The sequence below is a fragment of the uncultured Fibrobacter sp. genome (assembly GCF_900316465.1).
Classification (GTDB): domain Bacteria; phylum Fibrobacterota; class Fibrobacteria; order Fibrobacterales; family Fibrobacteraceae; genus Fibrobacter.
The window spans coordinates 51,270-66,820 of sequence record NZ_ONDD01000008.1; the positions used below are offsets into that span (position 1 = coordinate 51,270).

Sequence of the window (15,551 nt, forward strand, 5' to 3'; positions counted from 1 at the left end):
CGTAACTCATTGATACTCAACGACTTACGAAAAGCCCCCTCGAAAAAAACATCGAACGGGCCGAAAAAACTTTTTTTCGCAGTTTATACGAATTTTCACGATTTTACAAAGAATTTACATTCAAACGGAACAAAAAGTTCCGAAAGCGTTCATTTTCACCCCTTTGTCGGCTGACAGTGTATTACTAAAAAAGTATTTTTGCACAAACAACAAACAAAAACAGGTAAAACAATGAAATTCGTATTCCTTTGCGACGCCAATTACCTCAAGGGTGACATGGTCAACTTCGTGAACAACTTCCCCACCAACCACGAACTGGTGACCATGACTAGCGACGAACTGCTCCAGACCAAGTCCATTTTCGAAGGCACGTTTGCCGTGCTCGCCGAACGCACCACTTGGCAGAAGAACTTCAGCCTGTTCCGCTACTTTGGCCTGCTTCCGCTTTTGGAAGTGCTCCCGCTGGGCATCGTGAGCCGTTCTCGCCGTAGCGAACCGCTGAAGGGCCGCACCCAGAACCGCAATCAGGAAATCTACTTCAACCCGAGCGCCTCTGCCGAAGAACTCTATCTTCAGGTCGACAAGTTCGTGGCGGCTCCGCCTGCAGGTTTCACCTACCCGCGTGGCACTCAGAAGGCCTAATTAGGGGACAATGCAGCACAAGGTCTTAAATGACCTGTACAGGCAGGGCGGAATCACCTTTTTTGCTTTTCCGGGCGAAAACGAGATTCCGCTTGAACCCTTGCAGAACCTTGCGCTGGCGCTAAACGCCGGCGCTCGTTTTTTGGTTATTGACTTTTCAGGAAAAAATAGCCTGAAAGGTAATGCGCCTATTTCGGCAAGCGACTTGATCGAAAAGAGACTTCCGCAAGAATCTCTCAACGAACTCAGCTCCGATACAAACAGCTGGACGATTACCGGAACCAGGTGCTTTCCGCAAGACGATGACCAATTCAGGTGCCTGTACCACAACCTGCAACAAATCAAGAAGTCGATTGCGCAAATCGTAGCCATTCTGCCGTTAGAAATTAGCGACCAGGAAGCGTATTACGCAAAGCTCGTTTCAAGGCTCATCGTTATTGGCGGCGAAAGCGCACACGAAGCGTCTGCCTACTTGGAAGACCTTCCCCACTTCAACAAGTCGAATCTGCTTTGGCTGTTCCCGCAAAAGCCCGACAAGAAGAAATTCTACCATGCCTACAGGGCCGTGCGCAGGAGCCATTCTTTCTACAAAGAAATCCGCCAATGCGACTGGAAAAAAGATTCTGAAAAATTCGCAAAAATTATCGAGTACTTGCACAAGTTCTCGATTCTGGAAAAGAACCCTCTGGACGGTTCTTCGAAAGTATTCAGGACAATGTTCCCGCTGCTGCTTCTGTTCGCGATTGCGCTCCCGTTCTTCTTTGTGACTAAAACAGAACCAGGCATTTCGAACACTCGCGACCGCATTCACGAACGCGACAAGCTTTCGATTGCGCCGTCGTTTGAATACACCTTTGACGGCAAAGAAAACATGCAGCGCATTTCGCGCTACGCTATCGGTCGATTCAACGCCTTGATTACAAATGACAAGATGGTGCAGCAGTATGTCAAGGTTACACTTGAAGAAAACGGCTACCCCAAAAATTCCTGGGAAAACAACAGCAAGAATATTCCGCCTGCAGGAACCGTCATCAAGTTCTCGCGTCCAGATTTCTTCGAAAAATCCGCATCGGATTCTATTGGCGCCGCCTGGAAATACTGGACATCGATTGTATCGGATAGCGTCGCCTACCTGACAGAATTTTACCACGCCCAAGGCTCCTCATCATTTAGGCAACATAACGGCATCGACGTGGCCAGCCGACAGGGCGCCCGCATACTCGCCCCGTTCGCAGCAAAAGCATGGACAGCACGCGACGAACGCGGCGGTATCGTGATTGGACTTGTTCGCAAAAAAGATGTCGTTATCTTTATGCATTGCGATCAGTTGCTATACCTTGATGGACAAGAAGTTATGGCAGGAGACCCCATTGCAACAGTCGGTCTCACGGGACACACCACCGGCCCGCACGCCCACATCGTTACTGGGCTCATCGACAGAAACGGTGACAAGCGAATCGGCAACGTTAGATACAAAGTAATCGATCCGATTAAGTGGTTCTACATGTTCAAGCCGACAGCCGATGCAGTAAGAAGCAGGCAATAAACTCGCGTTGTAAAACAGACAACATTGTCACAAAAGTGACCGCGGTCACAACGCGATCTAAAAAGTGTTCTCTAAGCGTTTTTTTAGCCCCGATGTAAGCGAATTGTTACATATTGGGGGTCGCCAAAACACCCCGTTTTAAATAACTTTTATTCTGGAATTAGGGATAAGGTTCAAACAAAGAAAAAAGGAATAAAAAATGAAATTACGTGTGTTGGCTCTTGCAACCATGACCGCCGCCCTCCTTACCGGATGCTCCGGTGTCGTTAAACCCACTGTAGAAGTCGCCAATCACGATTCCGACCACAACATCCCCGCCATTGATGAAATGATCGTCGCTTACAAGACAGACTACATCAACAAGTGCTACCTTCCGGTCGCCAAGAAGGACCCTCCTGAAAACCAGTGCCAGTCCGAACTCTTCCAGATGCTGGAACGCAGCTACCACCTGGACTACAACCAGAACCACGTTGCAATGGCCTCTAACAAGTTGCTGTTCAAGGACATAGACGCCAAGATCATCGAAATGTCCCGCAACGATCCTGAAGTTCGCAACGCCATTCGCGCCGGAGCATTCACCAGCACAAGCGAAATGCTCAGCTACTACCACGAAAAGTATCAGTTTGACACTCAGGTCGAACAGTACTAATTTTGAAATAGATTTTCATTTTTTTTTCGATAACGTGAAAAAAGTCCTGCGGAATTCTCCGCAGGACTTTTGCATGGTTTGTTGAACGAGAATCTATTTGGAAAGGTACTTGTTGAACACCTTTAGGAGTTCCGGATACCACTGGCCAGCGCCCTTGTCGTAGGCTTCAAAGCCGCCTACACCAGCAAATCCCCAGTACTGCCAAGACATACCGTACTTTTCGGCAGCACCAATGACTTCGTCTGTCCACTTGGCACGGTTTTCTTCAGACACGCTGCTTCCGCCGTTGGTCGAAGAGACGCCGAATTCACCCATGTTCATCGGAACGCTACCACCATTGATATCGGGGAATGTCTGCGCAATGTCTTCGGCATAGCTCTTGAAGTCATTGTCAATCGTCGCAGCCGAGAACGAAGCCTTGTCATTGGCATCGTAACCATGGCCCTGGTGGGTAAAGGTATAAGGCTCGTAATAATGTCCCGACACAATGATATTTCCGTCTTCAGGGAGTTTCAGTCTCGGAATCTGAGCAAACTTGGCGTACCCACCGGCCTCGAACATAATGGTTTTACCCGGAGCATTCTTACGGATTACTTCGTAGGCAGAAGTCATCAAATCATTTATCTGGTCCACTGTAATTTCGTGAGGTTCATTCAAAATTTCAAGGACAACTTCATCGTCTCCGTATTTATCCAATTCCTTAGCGACCTGAGCCCACATGCCCACGAATCTTTCCTTTTCGCTGGTGCTATACTTCGAAGAGATTCCATGGTGATGGAAGTCCACAATCACGACCATTCCCTGAGCCAGAGCGAGTTCAATGTCGGCCTTCACGCCTGCAAGCCTGCTGCTGCTCACGTTGCTGCCGGAGGCGTCATTATCCCAGCGAACCGGGAGACGAATCGAATTGAAGCCAGCGTCTTTTGCAATCTTGAACCAACCGTCTTGAATACAGTTGCCCCAGCCACAGTCGTCTGTTCCCTGGGAATCCCAAGAATTACCAAAATTGATACCGCGACCAAGGCGCTTGTTCATGGCACGGCCCTTCGAGTAATCCACAGGCTTATTCTTGGTCTTTTGCCAGAAATTCGAGGTGCAGATGAAATAATCCGATTCCAACTGCGCAATGTTTCCCTGCTTGGAAGCATCGCATGCACCCTTCGCTTCGGCAACCTTCAAATTGAGAAGATCATCATCGGATGCGGCCCTCCAAGCCGATTTTCTGCACACGAAATACTGTCCTTCGGAATTGGCTTTCATTGAACCTTCGCCAGCGCTAGTGCATTCTCCAAAAAGAGCCGTCGCAGTCAAGTTTGCAATCGCCGCTTCTGTCGCGACAGACCACATGGTATCTTGGCAAATAAACTGGAACGAGGCATTTGCACTTGCCGCATTTGCATTGGGCTTAACCTGGTTCTGGTTACTCTTTCCGCAAGAGCCAAGACCATATTGAGCAGCCCAAAAACGGTCTACCCAGACATTGTAATATTCAATATCGACATCGCCATTCTTTTCAGAAAGGACCGAGTTCGCATACGACACATTAATGGAATAGGCAATATCGCCCAAAGTCGCCTTCAACGAAGGATCGTCCCAGGTACCATCCGTAGCAATGTCTGCGGCAACGGCAGCCAAAGAGGCGTCAATTTCGTCTGCGGTGCGATCCATCAGGAAAATGGTCGAGGTAGCCAGCAGGTTGGCAGCAGCTTGAGTGTGGTCATAAAGCGAGATGTCTTCGAACAAGGTCGAATCTTGCTTTAAGCCAAGGGCCGCAAGCACTTCTTTTTCGGCGCGGGTCTTGGCCGCCGTAAAGCTGAGCCCCATTTCTGAGACCAAGTACTGCACGCGGTCATATTCCAGACGCGTCAAAATGTTCACATTGAGCTTGGTACGTTCGCGAAGGTCCGACAGGGCCTTGATACCAGAAGTTGTAACGGATTCGTCCTGAGTGTAATTCAGGTATTTGCCCTTGACTTCGACACTTGCCACGGCAGAGCCGATATCGCCGGACACCTTGTAGGCGCCCAAATTGGAAGAGACCGTCGCACTCAAGGGAGAGCCCGACAAGGTCATCGTCTTGACATCAACGGCGCTCAAGGAAACCGTAGCCCCTTCAGCAAAAAGGCCGAGTTCAGCAACACCAGAAACATTGACTGTGAGGGTCGTCACAGAAGCGGTACCATCGTCCTTCAAATCTTCTTCGGTAATCGGCTGGTCGGCAATACCGCCGGAAACGCCCGGATTAGACAAGCCGTCATCAGGCAAAACCGGGATTGCTTCTTCCGCATTATTAGAGCCGGAAGAGCCGTCATCGGAACACGATGCCAGCATGATTAAAGCCGTTGCAGACGCCAGAAGGCGAAATCCTAATAATTTCCTATTCATATCCAACCTCATATAATCGACACACTTCCCTATTTTGAAAAATAGATTGCAAGATCCTCTCCAGGTACCCCCTAGAGAGCAATAAGTGTTTACAGCAGTATCCCCTTTCCTTGCCGATTTTACTATATTTACGCCGCAATTAATCAGCCTTGGAGAACAAATCGAAAAGGCATAAAAAAGAGACAAAATCATGGGAAAATCACTCTATCAGAAGATTTTTGAAAGCCACACGGTAGCAAAGCTCCCGAGCGGCCAGTGCCAGCTCTTTATCGGGCTCCACCTCTGCCACGAAGTCACGAGCCCGCAGGCTTTTGCGCAGCTCCGCGAAGAAGGCCAGAAGGTGCTGTTCCCGGAACGCACTTTCGCCACGGTGGACCACATCATTCCGACCACGTTCCCGGAACGCAACCGCCCGCTCAAGGACGGCATTTCCGAAGAGATGTTCTCCCATATCGAAAACAACACCAAGAACAACGGCATCAAGTTCTTTGGCCCCGCTACCGCCGAACAGGGCGTTATCCACATCGTGGGCCCGGAAGAAGGCGTGACCCAGCCGGGCATGACCGTCGCTTGCGGTGACTCTCACACGGCAACGCACGGTGCCTTCGGTGCTATCGCATTCGGCATCGGCACCAGCCAGGTGGCAGACGTTCTCGCTACTCAGACGCTCGCCATGAGCCCGCTCAAGACTCGCCGCATCAAGTTCACCGGCAAGCTGAAGCCGGGTGTGACCGCCAAGGACGTAGCACTTGCCTACATCGCAAAGCTCGGCGTGAACGGTGGCGTTGGCTACGCTTACGAATTTGCCGGTCCGGTCATCGAAGAAATGGGCATGGAAGGCCGTATGACGGTCTGCAACATGGCTATCGAAGGCGGCGCCCGCGTCGGTTACTGCAACCCCGACGAAAAGACTTTCGAATACCTCAAGGGCCGTCCGTACGCCCCGAAGGCTGACAAGTGGGACGAAGCCGTTGCTTACTGGAAGTCTGTGGCTACCGACGCCGACGCCCAGTTTGACGACGAAGTCGAAATCAACTGCGACAACCTCGAACCGATGGTCACCTGGGGTATCACTCCGGCCCAGGCCATCCCGCTCAACGGCAACATGCCGAAGATTAGCGAATTCGAAGGCAGCGAAAAGAAGGTCATCTCCGAAGCCTACGAATACATGGGCTGGGAAGAAGGTTCCAAGATGATTGGCCGCCCCATCGACATCGCGTTCGTGGGTAGCTGCACCAACGGCCGCCTCAGCGACTTGCAGGCCGCCGCCGAAATCATCAAGGGCCACAAGGTCGCCCCGACCGTGAAGATGTGGGTCGTTCCTGGTTCCATGAAGATCAAGGTGGAAGCCGAAGCACTCGGTCTCGACAAGATCTTTAAGGAAGCCGGTGCCGAATGGCGCGAAGCGGGCTGCTCGCTCTGCCTCGCCATGAACCCGGACAAGCTCAAGGGCCGCCAGGTGAGCGCAAGCTCCAGCAACCGTAACTTCAAGGGCCGTCAGGGCAGCCCCTCGGGCCGCACCATCCTCATGAGCCCCGCCATGGTGGCCGCCGCCGCCATCGAAGGCTGTGTCACCGACGTCCGCAAGTACATCAAGTAACGCTAAGGAGATTTAAAAAATGAATTCTATCGACATTGTTAAAGGTTCCGGCGTTCCTGTACGCGGCAACGACATCGACACTGACCGTATCATCCCGGCACGCTTCCTCAAGTGCGTCACGTTCGAAGGCCTCGGCGACAACGCCTTTGCCGACGATATCGCTGGCCTCGCCGCTCAGGGCAAGGTCCACCCCTTCCGCGATCCGGCCTACAAGAACGGCTCCATCCTCGTCTCGAACCAGAACTTCGGTTGCGGTTCCAGCCGCGAACACGCCCCGCAGGCCCTGAAGCGCTGGGGCATCCGCGCCATCATCGCCGAAAGCTACTCCGAAATCTTCTTCGGTAACTGCGTGGCCATTGGCGTTCCCTGCTACAAGGTAAGCCACGAAGTGGCTGACAAGATTCTCGCCTGGATCGAAGCCCACCCGAGCGAAGAACTCGTGACGAGCACCGAAAGCCGTACGCTCAAGATGGGTGACGAAACCATCGAGCTCACGCTTGCCGACGGCCCCCGCGGCCAGTTCCTCGACGGCTCCTGGCACGCACGCTCCGCCCTCATGGCCAACGCCGACAAGGTGCAGGAACTAGCCAAGAAGCTGCCGTATATGCAGTTTCTGAAGTGACACGCAGTGTCATCCTGAGCTAAACGAAACTTAGAACTTTAGTTCTCTAGTTGAGTTATGCCCTTTGGGTAGAAGCAACGCAAGTTGCGTAGTCGAAGGATCTAGTCACTTTTGAAGAGCGTCCAGGTTAAAGCCTGGGCGTTTTTTATATTTATAATAAAAGTTTTGACGGAATCTATATAAATGAAAATCAAATTTATCGCATTGATTATTACAACACTAATACTAACTTGCTGTGCACAAAATTATGCAAGTAAGGAAGGGGCAATCAGCCTATATCGAGAAAAAGAACTTCTAGATGTACACTGTTACTTGCAAACTAACGATTCTGTTTACATTTTAAAATCAACGGATTCATCATCTCTCCTGTATCAAAAAAAATATGAAAACGGTTCAAGATGCCAAGGGTGGATTTCAAACTCAAAGCTAGATTCTGTATCGCTTACAATCGTAGAGCATAAGTTTTTTTGGTTTTAGGGCGGAGCCCTAGGCGAAGGGTAGCCTTCTCCTTTTCAAAAACGTCCAGGTTCAAAGCCTGGGCGTTTTTTTTTGCGAGAAATAGTATTTTTTGGGAATTTTCGCAGCCATGTTTCAATTTACAATAAAAAAGTTGTATTTTATTGAAATTCTATAATATATTTATTATATTATCTAAGAATATTATAACAAATAGGTTATTTTATGAACCAAAGGCTGATTTTGCTCAGGGCTCTTGCCCATAAGACGGGAAACCTTGCCCAGCTTCGCGACGCCCAACCTCCCAAGCAGGGGTGGATTTCCGCCGTTCGTCGGGCTCTCGGAATGACCGCAAAGCAACTTGCGGAACGCGTCGGGCTTTCTCAGCCGCGCATCGCCAAGATGGAACTCAACGAAAACAACCTCAAGATTTCGACCATGAAAAAAATCGCGGAAGGCCTTGACTGCGATTTCGTTTACGGTTTTATCCCCAAGAGCAGCCTGCAGGAGACGATTAAACGACAGGCCCGTAAAAAAGCCGAAGCAATCCTGTCGAGCGTCAACACGAACATGGCATTGGAAAATCAACTTGCCGACGATCCGCATATCCTGACGGACATGGCCGATGAGATGATAGCCAAGAACATAAGGCGCATTTGGGATAAGTAAAAATTTCCCCCATTCGTCATTTTGTCATTTTATGACATGCCCATAATTTATATTTTGGGTATGGCCGATATATTTACATCAGACGACAATTCTACGCCCCTTACGCCAGAAGAACGCGAAGGGTTAAAGCCCAAGTGGATAACACTTAGGCGCGAACTCAACGACTTCGAAACGCGCAATATTTTGGATGCTGAAATGTGGCTCGCAACTCACAAGCAACGAGATGTTCTGAACGATACATTCCTTATGAAATTGCACAAACGGATGTTCGGTCAAGTGTGGAAATGGGCCGGTGAATACCGAACGACGGAAAGAAACATTGGGGTCGCGCCATACCAAATTCCCGTCAAATTGAAGACGTTGTTCGATGATGTGAAATTCTGGATGGAGAACCATACATTCCCCAACTTGGAAATAGCCGTCCGGCTTCACCACAGGCTTGTTTTAATCCACCCGTTCCCTAACGGCAATGGTAGAATTTCGCGACTGATGGCGGACCTGCTTATGCAGCAACTTGGCGAGCCGCGGCTCTACTGGGGTGATGCCAGCTTGAACGACATTACGGATTTACGGAAGAAGTATATTGACGCGCTTCATGCCACCGATTCCGGGGATTATACAGAACTGATTAAGTTCGTGACAACATAAAAGCTGCTTGCGAATCCGCATAAATAAAGGTATATTCAGAAAGTAAGTCTTGTAAAGGAGGCATTTGATGAACAATCTAAAGGCCAAACACATACTTGGTTGGATGCTTTTTTGCATGATTATACCAATCATTCCTGTAGTAAGTTATTTTGTATTTTTAGATCACGTGGACATGAGAGACGGAGGCCTAATATTAATCTTTCCTGGACTTGCTGTACTGCTTGCCATCCCTTTGAGTCTGCTGAATTTATTCCTTTTCAAGAAAAATCTAAGCACCGGTGCAGCAAGGCGGATAGCCTCCACCCCCCTTGGGCTCAGCATTGCTTGCTCAGGGACACTCTTCGTTATAATGATTCTATTTATTTTGGGAAGCAATTCCGGTGCCACCTTCATGCCGGTATTCATCACCGCCATTTATCATGTTATTGCATTCAAGGCGATTTTCTGGTTCAGGAGTAAGATTGAACAGTGCGCATCAACCGACTCCTGATTTCAACCCATGCTCACCTCACCTATCGACAACATTCTCGTAGAAAAGGCGAAGCGCCAAATGCACCTGCGCAACGGCGAGAACGTTGTCAAGACGTACAGAATTTCTTTGGGCAAGAATCCGATCGGAGCGAAGGTCAAATCCGGTGACAACAAGACATCCGAAGGCGACTACACCATCGTGCTTCACAACCCCAAGAGCAGATTTCATTTATCGCTCCGAATTTCGTACCCGAACGCAGAGCAAATCAAGGCCGCGAAAGAAGGTAACTACGAGCCCGGTGGCGACATCATGATCCACGGCTACCCGAACAAGGTTCCTACGTTTCTCTTTAAGTTCTGGCACAGGTGGAAGGACTGGACTGCCGGTTGTATCGCCGTCACCAACGACGAAATTGAAGAAATCTACGACGCCGTCAAGGACGGCACTCCAATAACCATCAAGCCTTAGCGCATATACTTCGACTTATACCCGTGATTTTCTGAAGGACGCAAATCATTGGGATACATCACGTCGGTGTAGATGTCTTCTTGCAGCTGTTTCACGAGCTTGTACACTTCCGCGTAATTGGCGATACTGTCAATGGAAATGCCCGCGTTGGCAGAAGTCCTACGCCCGTTCATCGTGGCAGGATTCGCCTGCGCAGAGGTCGTAATGATGTCGCCCACGCCAAACCACTGGTCGAAAACGCCGCGATGCAAATCCACATGCGATAGTTCCGCGAAAGGCTTTGACTTATAAGTCCTCGCAAAGATACCGCCGGACGCATAGATTCCCTTGTCAGTAACGATATAGGCCGTATTGCGGTACCGCCTGAACGAGAGCAGCGCCCCGCCCAAGTAAAGCCAAACCGGCATCATGTGCAGCGCCATGAACGGGATGATAAAGAAAGCAGCCTTGTCCGCTTGGTCAGACGAAAACGCAGCCCCAATAAAAAACATGTCAAAAACGCCCCACAAAGCTGCAAACGGAAGCAACGGATTGAAGATACATTCGAAAATGAAACACCTTTTGTCCGGCTTACCGGCATAAAGGATCTTTTCCCCCTTCCCTATCAAAAGCGTCAGTTCGTTGTCCATAAGTCACACCTCTTGAAAAATGGATAAACATTCCCCTATTAATATAAACAAATAAGAACGCTTTACTCATTTTTATTTAACTGACCCAAGCATTTTGTTCCATTTTTAATTATTTTCTTTAAAAAGTCCGCTCTATAAAGGACATGTAAAAAAGGATCTTTCTCTATGCGTTTCTGCGTACCCACGGATATCTACGTTGAAAAAAATTGCGTGAAGAACCACGCACAAAACTTGCTTGCGGTTGGAAAGCGCGCGTTCATTATGACGGGACATTCCTCTGCTAAGAAGAATGGTTCCTTGAACGATGTTACAGCCGTTCTGGATGCAGGTCACGTGCCGTACCAGATTTTTGATCAGGTCGAAGAAAATCCGTCTACCGACACTGTGGGGAACGCCGCGAAACAAGCTAGCGAATTCGGGGCCGATTACATTATCGGTATCGGGGGCGGTTCCGCCATCGATGCAGCCAAAGCAGTCGCTTTGCTCCTTGCGAACCCGAATATACTCGCAGACAACTTGCACAAGGCACCCGAAAAACCACTCGGCCATGTGCCTGTCGTTGCCGTACCGACTACTTGCGGAACGGGTTCCGAGGCAACGCCAGTCTCCATCATCACGAACCACAAAATTCACTTGAAGAAGAGCATTCCGCACCGCATTTTCCCGACACTCGCGCTTGTCGACGGCAAATACCTTGCCTCGGCCAAGAAGACACTGATAATCAATACCGCGGTCGATGCCCTCGCCCACATGGTCGAAAGCATATTGAATGTCTATTCCAACGCGTTCAACCATATGTGTCCGGAATACGGCCTCAAACTTTGGGGAGAATTCAAGGAAGCGCTCCTTTCCGACTCCCCCGTCGACGAAAGCCTTTACGAAAAGCTCATACTCACCTCGACTATCGCGGGTATGTCCATCGCGCACACAAGTACTTCCGTACCGCACGGCATGAGCTATGATCTCACGCTGCATCAAGGTGTACCCCACGGCCCTGCCGTCGGCTACTTCCTCGCCGGCTATGTAAAAGTCTGCGAAAAAAAGGTTCCCGAAGACGTCAAGCGAATCTTGGACCTCCTGGGCCTCAAAAGCACCGCCGATTTCACCGCAATGCTTGAGAAGCTCATCGGCAAATGCAAGGTTTCTCGCGAAATGCGCGACCAGTTTGCCGCCGCCATGAAGGTGAATCGCTCCAAGCTAGACCTTGTGCCCGGCGGAATCACCCCCGAAGAAGTCGACTATATTTACGAGAAGTCCCTAGTCGTAGAATAGTTTTTACGGAAAATGTCGCACCGACAAAAACCGTAAATTCAAAATAAAGAAAGAAAAAATTATTTCAATTAAAAGTTAGACACGGGTATAAATTTTTCTAAATTTGCCGCCCGTGATTAAAAATTTGATTCTGTCTATTTACTCTGGCCTTTGCATCGGCCTTGGCGGCACCGTCTACCTTTCTTGCGACAACAAGGTTCTAGGTTCGTTCCTTTTCGGCCTCGGGCTTTTTACCATCTTGAATTTCGGTTTTAACCTTTTCACTGGCAAGGTCGGCTATTTCGTCAAGAACAAGCCCTGCTATTGGGGGTTCCTCGGGATCGTCTGGCTCGGTAACTTTATCGGGACTTTCCTTTTTGCAAGAATGATTGCGCTCACGCGCTACGGAGCAGCCCTGCAGGCCAAGGCTAGCGCCCTCTGCCTCGTCAAAGACGGCGACAGCATTGCAAGCCTCCTCATACTGGGCATTTTCTGCGGCATGCTCATGTTCATTGCTGCCGACGGTTTCAAGAGCATCGAAAACCAGATCGGAAAAGTCGTCGTCGTTTTTCTCCCGGTCATGGTCTTTATCTTGAGCGGATTCGAACACTGCATCGCAGACATGTTCTATTTCTCGCTCGCCGGGGATTTTTCCTCTCTGATGCTTAAATCCCTGCTTGTAATTACCGTGGGAAACTCCATTGGCGGCGGACTTATTCCGCTGGCAAGACGGTAATTTGACATTTTATCCAAATTTTCTATTACAAAAGATAGACAACGTTCTTTTTTGAATATATATTATAAACGAGTGTTTATACTGGTTCGTCCTGAGCCAGAAATAAGGAGAACAAGATGTCTATCAGGAAGTACAAGCGCAAGCTCGCTTTATGCGTTGCCGCATTGTTTTGGGCTGGGTGCGACAGCGATTCCAGCAGCGCTACCGAAGCCATTCCAGAGAATCCCGGCGAGATTACTCCTCTCCCCAGCAGTTCCGAGGATACCGCCCCCAGCAGTTCTTCCGAAGTGGAAGCACCGACATCGAGTGAATCTTCTGACGAAATTTCCAGCAGCACTGAAGCAGTCCCCGAATCGTCTAGCGAAGCGGTATCGCCCAGCGAGACTGAATCGTCATCTAGCGAGACAGAATCGTCGTCTAGCGTGAACAGCGAATACCCCTACACGCTAAGCACATTCCCGAATGTCCACTGCAAGGATTCAAGCTATTTCCATAAATCGTGGTGCCCTTCAAGTAAGCCCTCTTTAAAACAATCCATTGCAGATATGGAAGCTGATATGCCTTTATACGGCATTGTCCAGCCAGTCTGCCAAGACTACGACAGAACTGAACATGTCTACACATGCGATAACGGTTGCAAGTATCAACCAGGAGCATTCAATCTGCTGGAAGGCGACACGATTTTTCAACAGGAATATTCCAATATCGACAAGAAGTATATTCCCATTCAGAAAAAGATCGCACAAGACAGCGCTCAAGCCGAGGCCAGCACCTCTTACCCGTACATGCTCGCTAGCGACACCACCGTCCATTGCAAAACCATGTACAAGACCAAAATCGCAAAAACGGTTCCTTCAAGTTCGTGCGACACCTACTCCGAAGGATACTATTTTAGATGTAAAGACGGCAACAATTACGAATGGGAAGAGATGCTCCGAGACGAGAACGGACTTATCGAACGTGAAAACCCGGATGAATAAACCGGCCCGCTCACAAATCTTTGACAAACTAACAATCTGATACTACCTTACAAACTATGCGTAAAAAAACATACTCTCTCATGGCTTTATCGCTCGGCCTGATTCTTGCCGCCTGTGCAGGAACAAAAATTGAGCGTAATTCGCTCCCCGGCCTCGATATCAACGGCAAAAAACTTTGGATTCTTGTCGACGACCAGAAGGCATACACGGGCTACACCACCAAGCTCGATTCCCTTTGGAAGGCATACGGCGACAAGAACAATCTTGAAATCGAATACCGCAAGAACGAAGCTCTGGCCCTGGAACCGGTCAGTCCCAAGGCTCTCATGCAGGAATGCAAGGATTCCTACCTGATGCATACAGCCGTGTCCGGCAAATCCCAAACCACCCAGTACGACGCCTCGACCGGCATGATCGTGGGCGGTTCCAGCGAAGTCGAATACACTTCTGTCATGTACGACTGCAACAATGGTAAAGTCGTCTGGAAAGCTATCCTGAAAACGACCGGAATGGAACTTTGGGCCCAGAGCGAACTGGTCAAGGGAATCATCAAAGACTTTCATGAAAATTCAATCTTAAAAGAGGAGAAATAATGAAAAAATTAGTGTTACTCGCATTTGCTGCGCTTTTGCTTTGCTCTTGCGCACCGGCTATCCAGAAAATGTCCAACTTTGACAAGGTTCACCCACTGCAGGGTAAAACAGTTGTCGTCGTTTCTGAATCCCACAAACAGGTAGCCGATTTCGCAAACCAGGTCGCCACCACCATGGCCGACTCCCTGAAGGTTCACGGCGTCGAAGCCAAGGCATTCGTACAGGACAAGAGTTCGCTTTCTCTGAGCGAAAATCCGGTTCTCGATTACGCCAAGGAACAGAACGCCGACTATCTGCTGGTCCAGAACTTTACCAAGGTGAACCTCTACAACGCCGCTCTTGACAGTTTTGAAGAAGAACTGGTGTTGTATTCCATTGAAGAAAAGAAGCCTGTATGGAAGGGTTCCGTGACTTGGAACAACCCCATGCCCTTGGGTAACGGTCCCGGCATCACTGCCGCACGCCAGGCTACCATGGAACTCTTGACGACCGACGGCTTCGTACCCGCCAAGCAGTAATTTCCTTGCACAAAATACCTATGAAAAAACCGCCGGTCCATCGACCAGCGGTTTTCTTTTACACTTGTATCGGAATTAGCCGAGACGGTTGTTGACCACGTCCCAGTCCACAATTTGCCACAGACCCTTGAGGTAGTCCGGACGACGGTTGCGGTAGTCGATGTAGTAGGCATGTTCCCACACGTCGAAGGTCAGCAACGGTTTGAGACCCTTAGTGAGCGGGTTCTGGGCGTTGCCTTCTTGCGTGATGACCAGCTTGCCCGAAGCATCGGCAGAGAGCCATACCCAGCCGGAACCAAAGAGGCCTGCGCCCTTCGCCTGGAATTCTTCCTGGAACTTTTCGAAGGAGCTAAAATCGCGAGCGATGGCGTCAGCAATCTTGCCCGTCGGAATGTTGCCTGCAGACGGAGCCTTGAACTGCATGAAATACATGTAATGGTTCAGGAACTGGCCTGCGTTATTGAACACGCCGCCTTCGGCCATTTTGACGATTTCTTCGACAGTCTTGCCTTCGAAAGCGCTACCCGGAAGGGCGGCGTTCAGGTTGTTGAGGTAAGTCTGCAGGTGCTTACCATAGTGAAATTCGATGGTTTCCTGGCTGAGAACCGGAGCCAAGTCCCCCGCTGCGTACGGGAGTGCCGGCATTTCAAATTTTCCGTTTGATTGTTGAATCATATTTTCCTCTTC

Annotated in this window: 17 protein-coding genes; 14 read left to right on the plus strand and 3 right to left on the minus strand. The window is 49.6% G+C overall.

The annotated features are described in order from the left end of the window. Positions 1-231: 231 nt before the first annotated feature. The 3 genes from QZN53_RS04600 (at position 232) to QZN53_RS04610 (ending at position 2,837) form a co-directional block, all read left to right on the plus strand. Positions 232-642 (plus strand): hypothetical protein, encoded by a 411-nt coding sequence (locus QZN53_RS04600; protein WP_073322692.1) that lies wholly within the window; start codon positions 232-234, stop codon positions 640-642. A gap of 10 nt (positions 643-652) precedes the next feature. Continuing rightward, on the plus strand, positions 653-2,188 hold the full coding sequence (locus QZN53_RS04605) for a M23 family metallopeptidase (protein ID WP_163437727.1): 1,536 nt from the start codon (positions 653-655) through the stop codon (positions 2,186-2,188). A gap of 199 nt (positions 2,189-2,387) precedes the next feature. After that, positions 2,388-2,837 (plus strand): hypothetical protein, encoded by a 450-nt coding sequence (locus QZN53_RS04610; RefSeq protein WP_163437728.1) that lies wholly within the window; start codon positions 2,388-2,390, stop codon positions 2,835-2,837. Between the two features lie 93 nt (positions 2,838-2,930). On the opposite strand, the gene QZN53_RS04615 is transcribed toward QZN53_RS04610, so the two are convergent. Then, the gene (locus QZN53_RS04615; protein WP_163437729.1) at positions 2,931-5,222 is read right to left on the minus strand and encodes a glycoside hydrolase family 5 protein; all 2,292 of its coding nucleotides are present in this window, start codon (positions 5,220-5,222) and stop codon (positions 2,931-2,933) included. 190 nt (positions 5,223-5,412) lie between these two features. Between QZN53_RS04615 and leuC the strand changes: the two genes are divergently transcribed. From leuC to QZN53_RS04645, 6 genes are all read left to right on the plus strand, one after another. Continuing rightward, complete coding sequence (gene leuC / locus QZN53_RS04620) at positions 5,413-6,822, plus strand: 3-isopropylmalate dehydratase large subunit (protein ID WP_088638134.1); 1,410 nt, start codon at positions 5,413-5,415, stop codon at positions 6,820-6,822. 19 nt (positions 6,823-6,841) lie between these two features. Next, positions 6,842-7,444, plus strand: coding sequence for a 3-isopropylmalate dehydratase small subunit 2 (locus QZN53_RS04625; protein WP_163437730.1), 603 nt, complete (start codon positions 6,842-6,844; stop codon positions 7,442-7,444). Positions 7,445-8,125: 681 nt separating this feature from the next. Next, complete coding sequence (locus tag QZN53_RS04630) at positions 8,126-8,569, plus strand: mobile mystery protein A (RefSeq protein ID WP_163437731.1); 444 nt, start codon at positions 8,126-8,128, stop codon at positions 8,567-8,569. Positions 8,570-8,629: 60 nt separating this feature from the next. Continuing rightward, positions 8,630-9,217 (plus strand): mobile mystery protein B, encoded by a 588-nt coding sequence (locus QZN53_RS04635; RefSeq protein WP_163437732.1) that lies wholly within the window; start codon positions 8,630-8,632, stop codon positions 9,215-9,217. A gap of 67 nt (positions 9,218-9,284) precedes the next feature. Then, positions 9,285-9,707 carry a hypothetical protein gene (locus QZN53_RS04640; protein WP_163437733.1) on the plus strand — a complete coding sequence of 141 codons (423 nt, stop codon included), beginning with the start codon at positions 9,285-9,287 and terminating at the stop codon, positions 9,705-9,707. 9 nt (positions 9,708-9,716) lie between these two features. Beyond that, a complete protein-coding gene (locus QZN53_RS04645; RefSeq protein ID WP_163437734.1) occupies positions 9,717-10,157 on the plus strand; it encodes a L,D-transpeptidase family protein in 441 nt (146 codons plus the stop codon). Here the strand turns inward: QZN53_RS04645 and QZN53_RS04650 are convergent. Next, positions 10,154-10,786: a PH domain-containing protein gene (locus QZN53_RS04650; protein WP_163437735.1), complete on the minus strand. Its 633-nt coding sequence runs from the start codon at positions 10,784-10,786 to the stop codon at positions 10,154-10,156. The genes QZN53_RS04645 and QZN53_RS04650 overlap by 4 nt on opposite strands. Positions 10,787-10,951: 165 nt before the next feature. On the opposite strand from QZN53_RS04650, the gene QZN53_RS04655 reads away from it, so the two are divergent. From QZN53_RS04655 to QZN53_RS04675, 5 genes are all read left to right on the plus strand, one after another. Further along, positions 10,952-12,058: an iron-containing alcohol dehydrogenase family protein gene (locus QZN53_RS04655; protein WP_163437736.1), complete on the plus strand. Its 1,107-nt coding sequence runs from the start codon at positions 10,952-10,954 to the stop codon at positions 12,056-12,058. 112 nt (positions 12,059-12,170) lie between these two features. Continuing rightward, on the plus strand, positions 12,171-12,773 hold the full coding sequence (locus QZN53_RS04660) for a formate/nitrite transporter family protein (RefSeq protein WP_294651889.1): 603 nt from the start codon (positions 12,171-12,173) through the stop codon (positions 12,771-12,773). A gap of 116 nt (positions 12,774-12,889) precedes the next feature. Next, complete coding sequence (locus QZN53_RS04665) at positions 12,890-13,753, plus strand: hypothetical protein (RefSeq protein WP_163437737.1); 864 nt, start codon at positions 12,890-12,892, stop codon at positions 13,751-13,753. Positions 13,754-13,809: 56 nt separating this feature from the next. Further along, positions 13,810-14,346 carry a hypothetical protein gene (locus QZN53_RS04670; protein WP_163437738.1) on the plus strand — a complete coding sequence of 179 codons (537 nt, stop codon included), beginning with the start codon at positions 13,810-13,812 and terminating at the stop codon, positions 14,344-14,346. Further along, positions 14,346-14,864, plus strand: a complete 519-nt coding sequence (locus QZN53_RS04675) for a hypothetical protein (protein WP_163437739.1) — start codon at positions 14,346-14,348, stop codon at positions 14,862-14,864. Before QZN53_RS04670 ends, QZN53_RS04675 begins: the two co-directional genes overlap by 1 nt. A gap of 75 nt (positions 14,865-14,939) precedes the next feature. On the opposite strand, the gene QZN53_RS04680 is transcribed toward QZN53_RS04675, so the two are convergent. After that, entirely contained in the window at positions 14,940-15,539 is a 600-nt protein-coding gene (locus QZN53_RS04680) for a superoxide dismutase (RefSeq protein WP_163437740.1), read from the minus strand. Positions 15,540-15,551: the final 12 nt, after the last annotated feature.

Excerpts from the sequence above, each read along its gene's own strand:
- QZN53_RS04675 (WP_163437739.1), top strand. The coding sequence starts at position 14,346 with ATGAAAAAATTAGTGTTACTCGCATTTGCTGCGCTTTTGCTTTGCTCT.
- QZN53_RS04650 (WP_163437735.1), bottom strand. The coding sequence starts at position 10,786 with ATGGACAACGAACTGACGCTTTTGATAGGGAAGGGGGAAAAGATCCTT.
- QZN53_RS04670 (WP_163437738.1), top strand. The coding sequence starts at position 13,810 with ATGCGTAAAAAAACATACTCTCTCATGGCTTTATCGCTCGGCCTGATT.
- QZN53_RS04600 (WP_073322692.1), top strand. The coding sequence starts at position 232 with ATGAAATTCGTATTCCTTTGCGACGCCAATTACCTCAAGGGTGACATG.
- QZN53_RS04615 (WP_163437729.1), bottom strand. The coding sequence starts at position 5,222 with ATGAATAGGAAATTATTAGGATTTCGCCTTCTGGCGTCTGCAACGGCT.
- leuC (WP_088638134.1), top strand. The coding sequence starts at position 5,413 with ATGGGAAAATCACTCTATCAGAAGATTTTTGAAAGCCACACGGTAGCA.
- QZN53_RS04680 (WP_163437740.1), bottom strand. The coding sequence starts at position 15,539 with ATGATTCAACAATCAAACGGAAAATTTGAAATGCCGGCACTCCCGTAC.
- QZN53_RS04645 (WP_163437734.1), top strand. The coding sequence starts at position 9,717 with ATGCTCACCTCACCTATCGACAACATTCTCGTAGAAAAGGCGAAGCGC.
- QZN53_RS04610 (WP_163437728.1), top strand. The coding sequence starts at position 2,388 with ATGAAATTACGTGTGTTGGCTCTTGCAACCATGACCGCCGCCCTCCTT.
- QZN53_RS04665 (WP_163437737.1), top strand. The coding sequence starts at position 12,890 with ATGTCTATCAGGAAGTACAAGCGCAAGCTCGCTTTATGCGTTGCCGCA.
- QZN53_RS04630 (WP_163437731.1), top strand. The coding sequence starts at position 8,126 with ATGAACCAAAGGCTGATTTTGCTCAGGGCTCTTGCCCATAAGACGGGA.
- QZN53_RS04605 (WP_163437727.1), top strand. The coding sequence starts at position 653 with ATGCAGCACAAGGTCTTAAATGACCTGTACAGGCAGGGCGGAATCACC.
- QZN53_RS04635 (WP_163437732.1), top strand. The coding sequence starts at position 8,630 with ATGGCCGATATATTTACATCAGACGACAATTCTACGCCCCTTACGCCA.
- QZN53_RS04655 (WP_163437736.1), top strand. The coding sequence starts at position 10,952 with ATGCGTTTCTGCGTACCCACGGATATCTACGTTGAAAAAAATTGCGTG.
- QZN53_RS04625 (WP_163437730.1), top strand. The coding sequence starts at position 6,842 with ATGAATTCTATCGACATTGTTAAAGGTTCCGGCGTTCCTGTACGCGGC.
- QZN53_RS04640 (WP_163437733.1), top strand. The coding sequence starts at position 9,285 with ATGAACAATCTAAAGGCCAAACACATACTTGGTTGGATGCTTTTTTGC.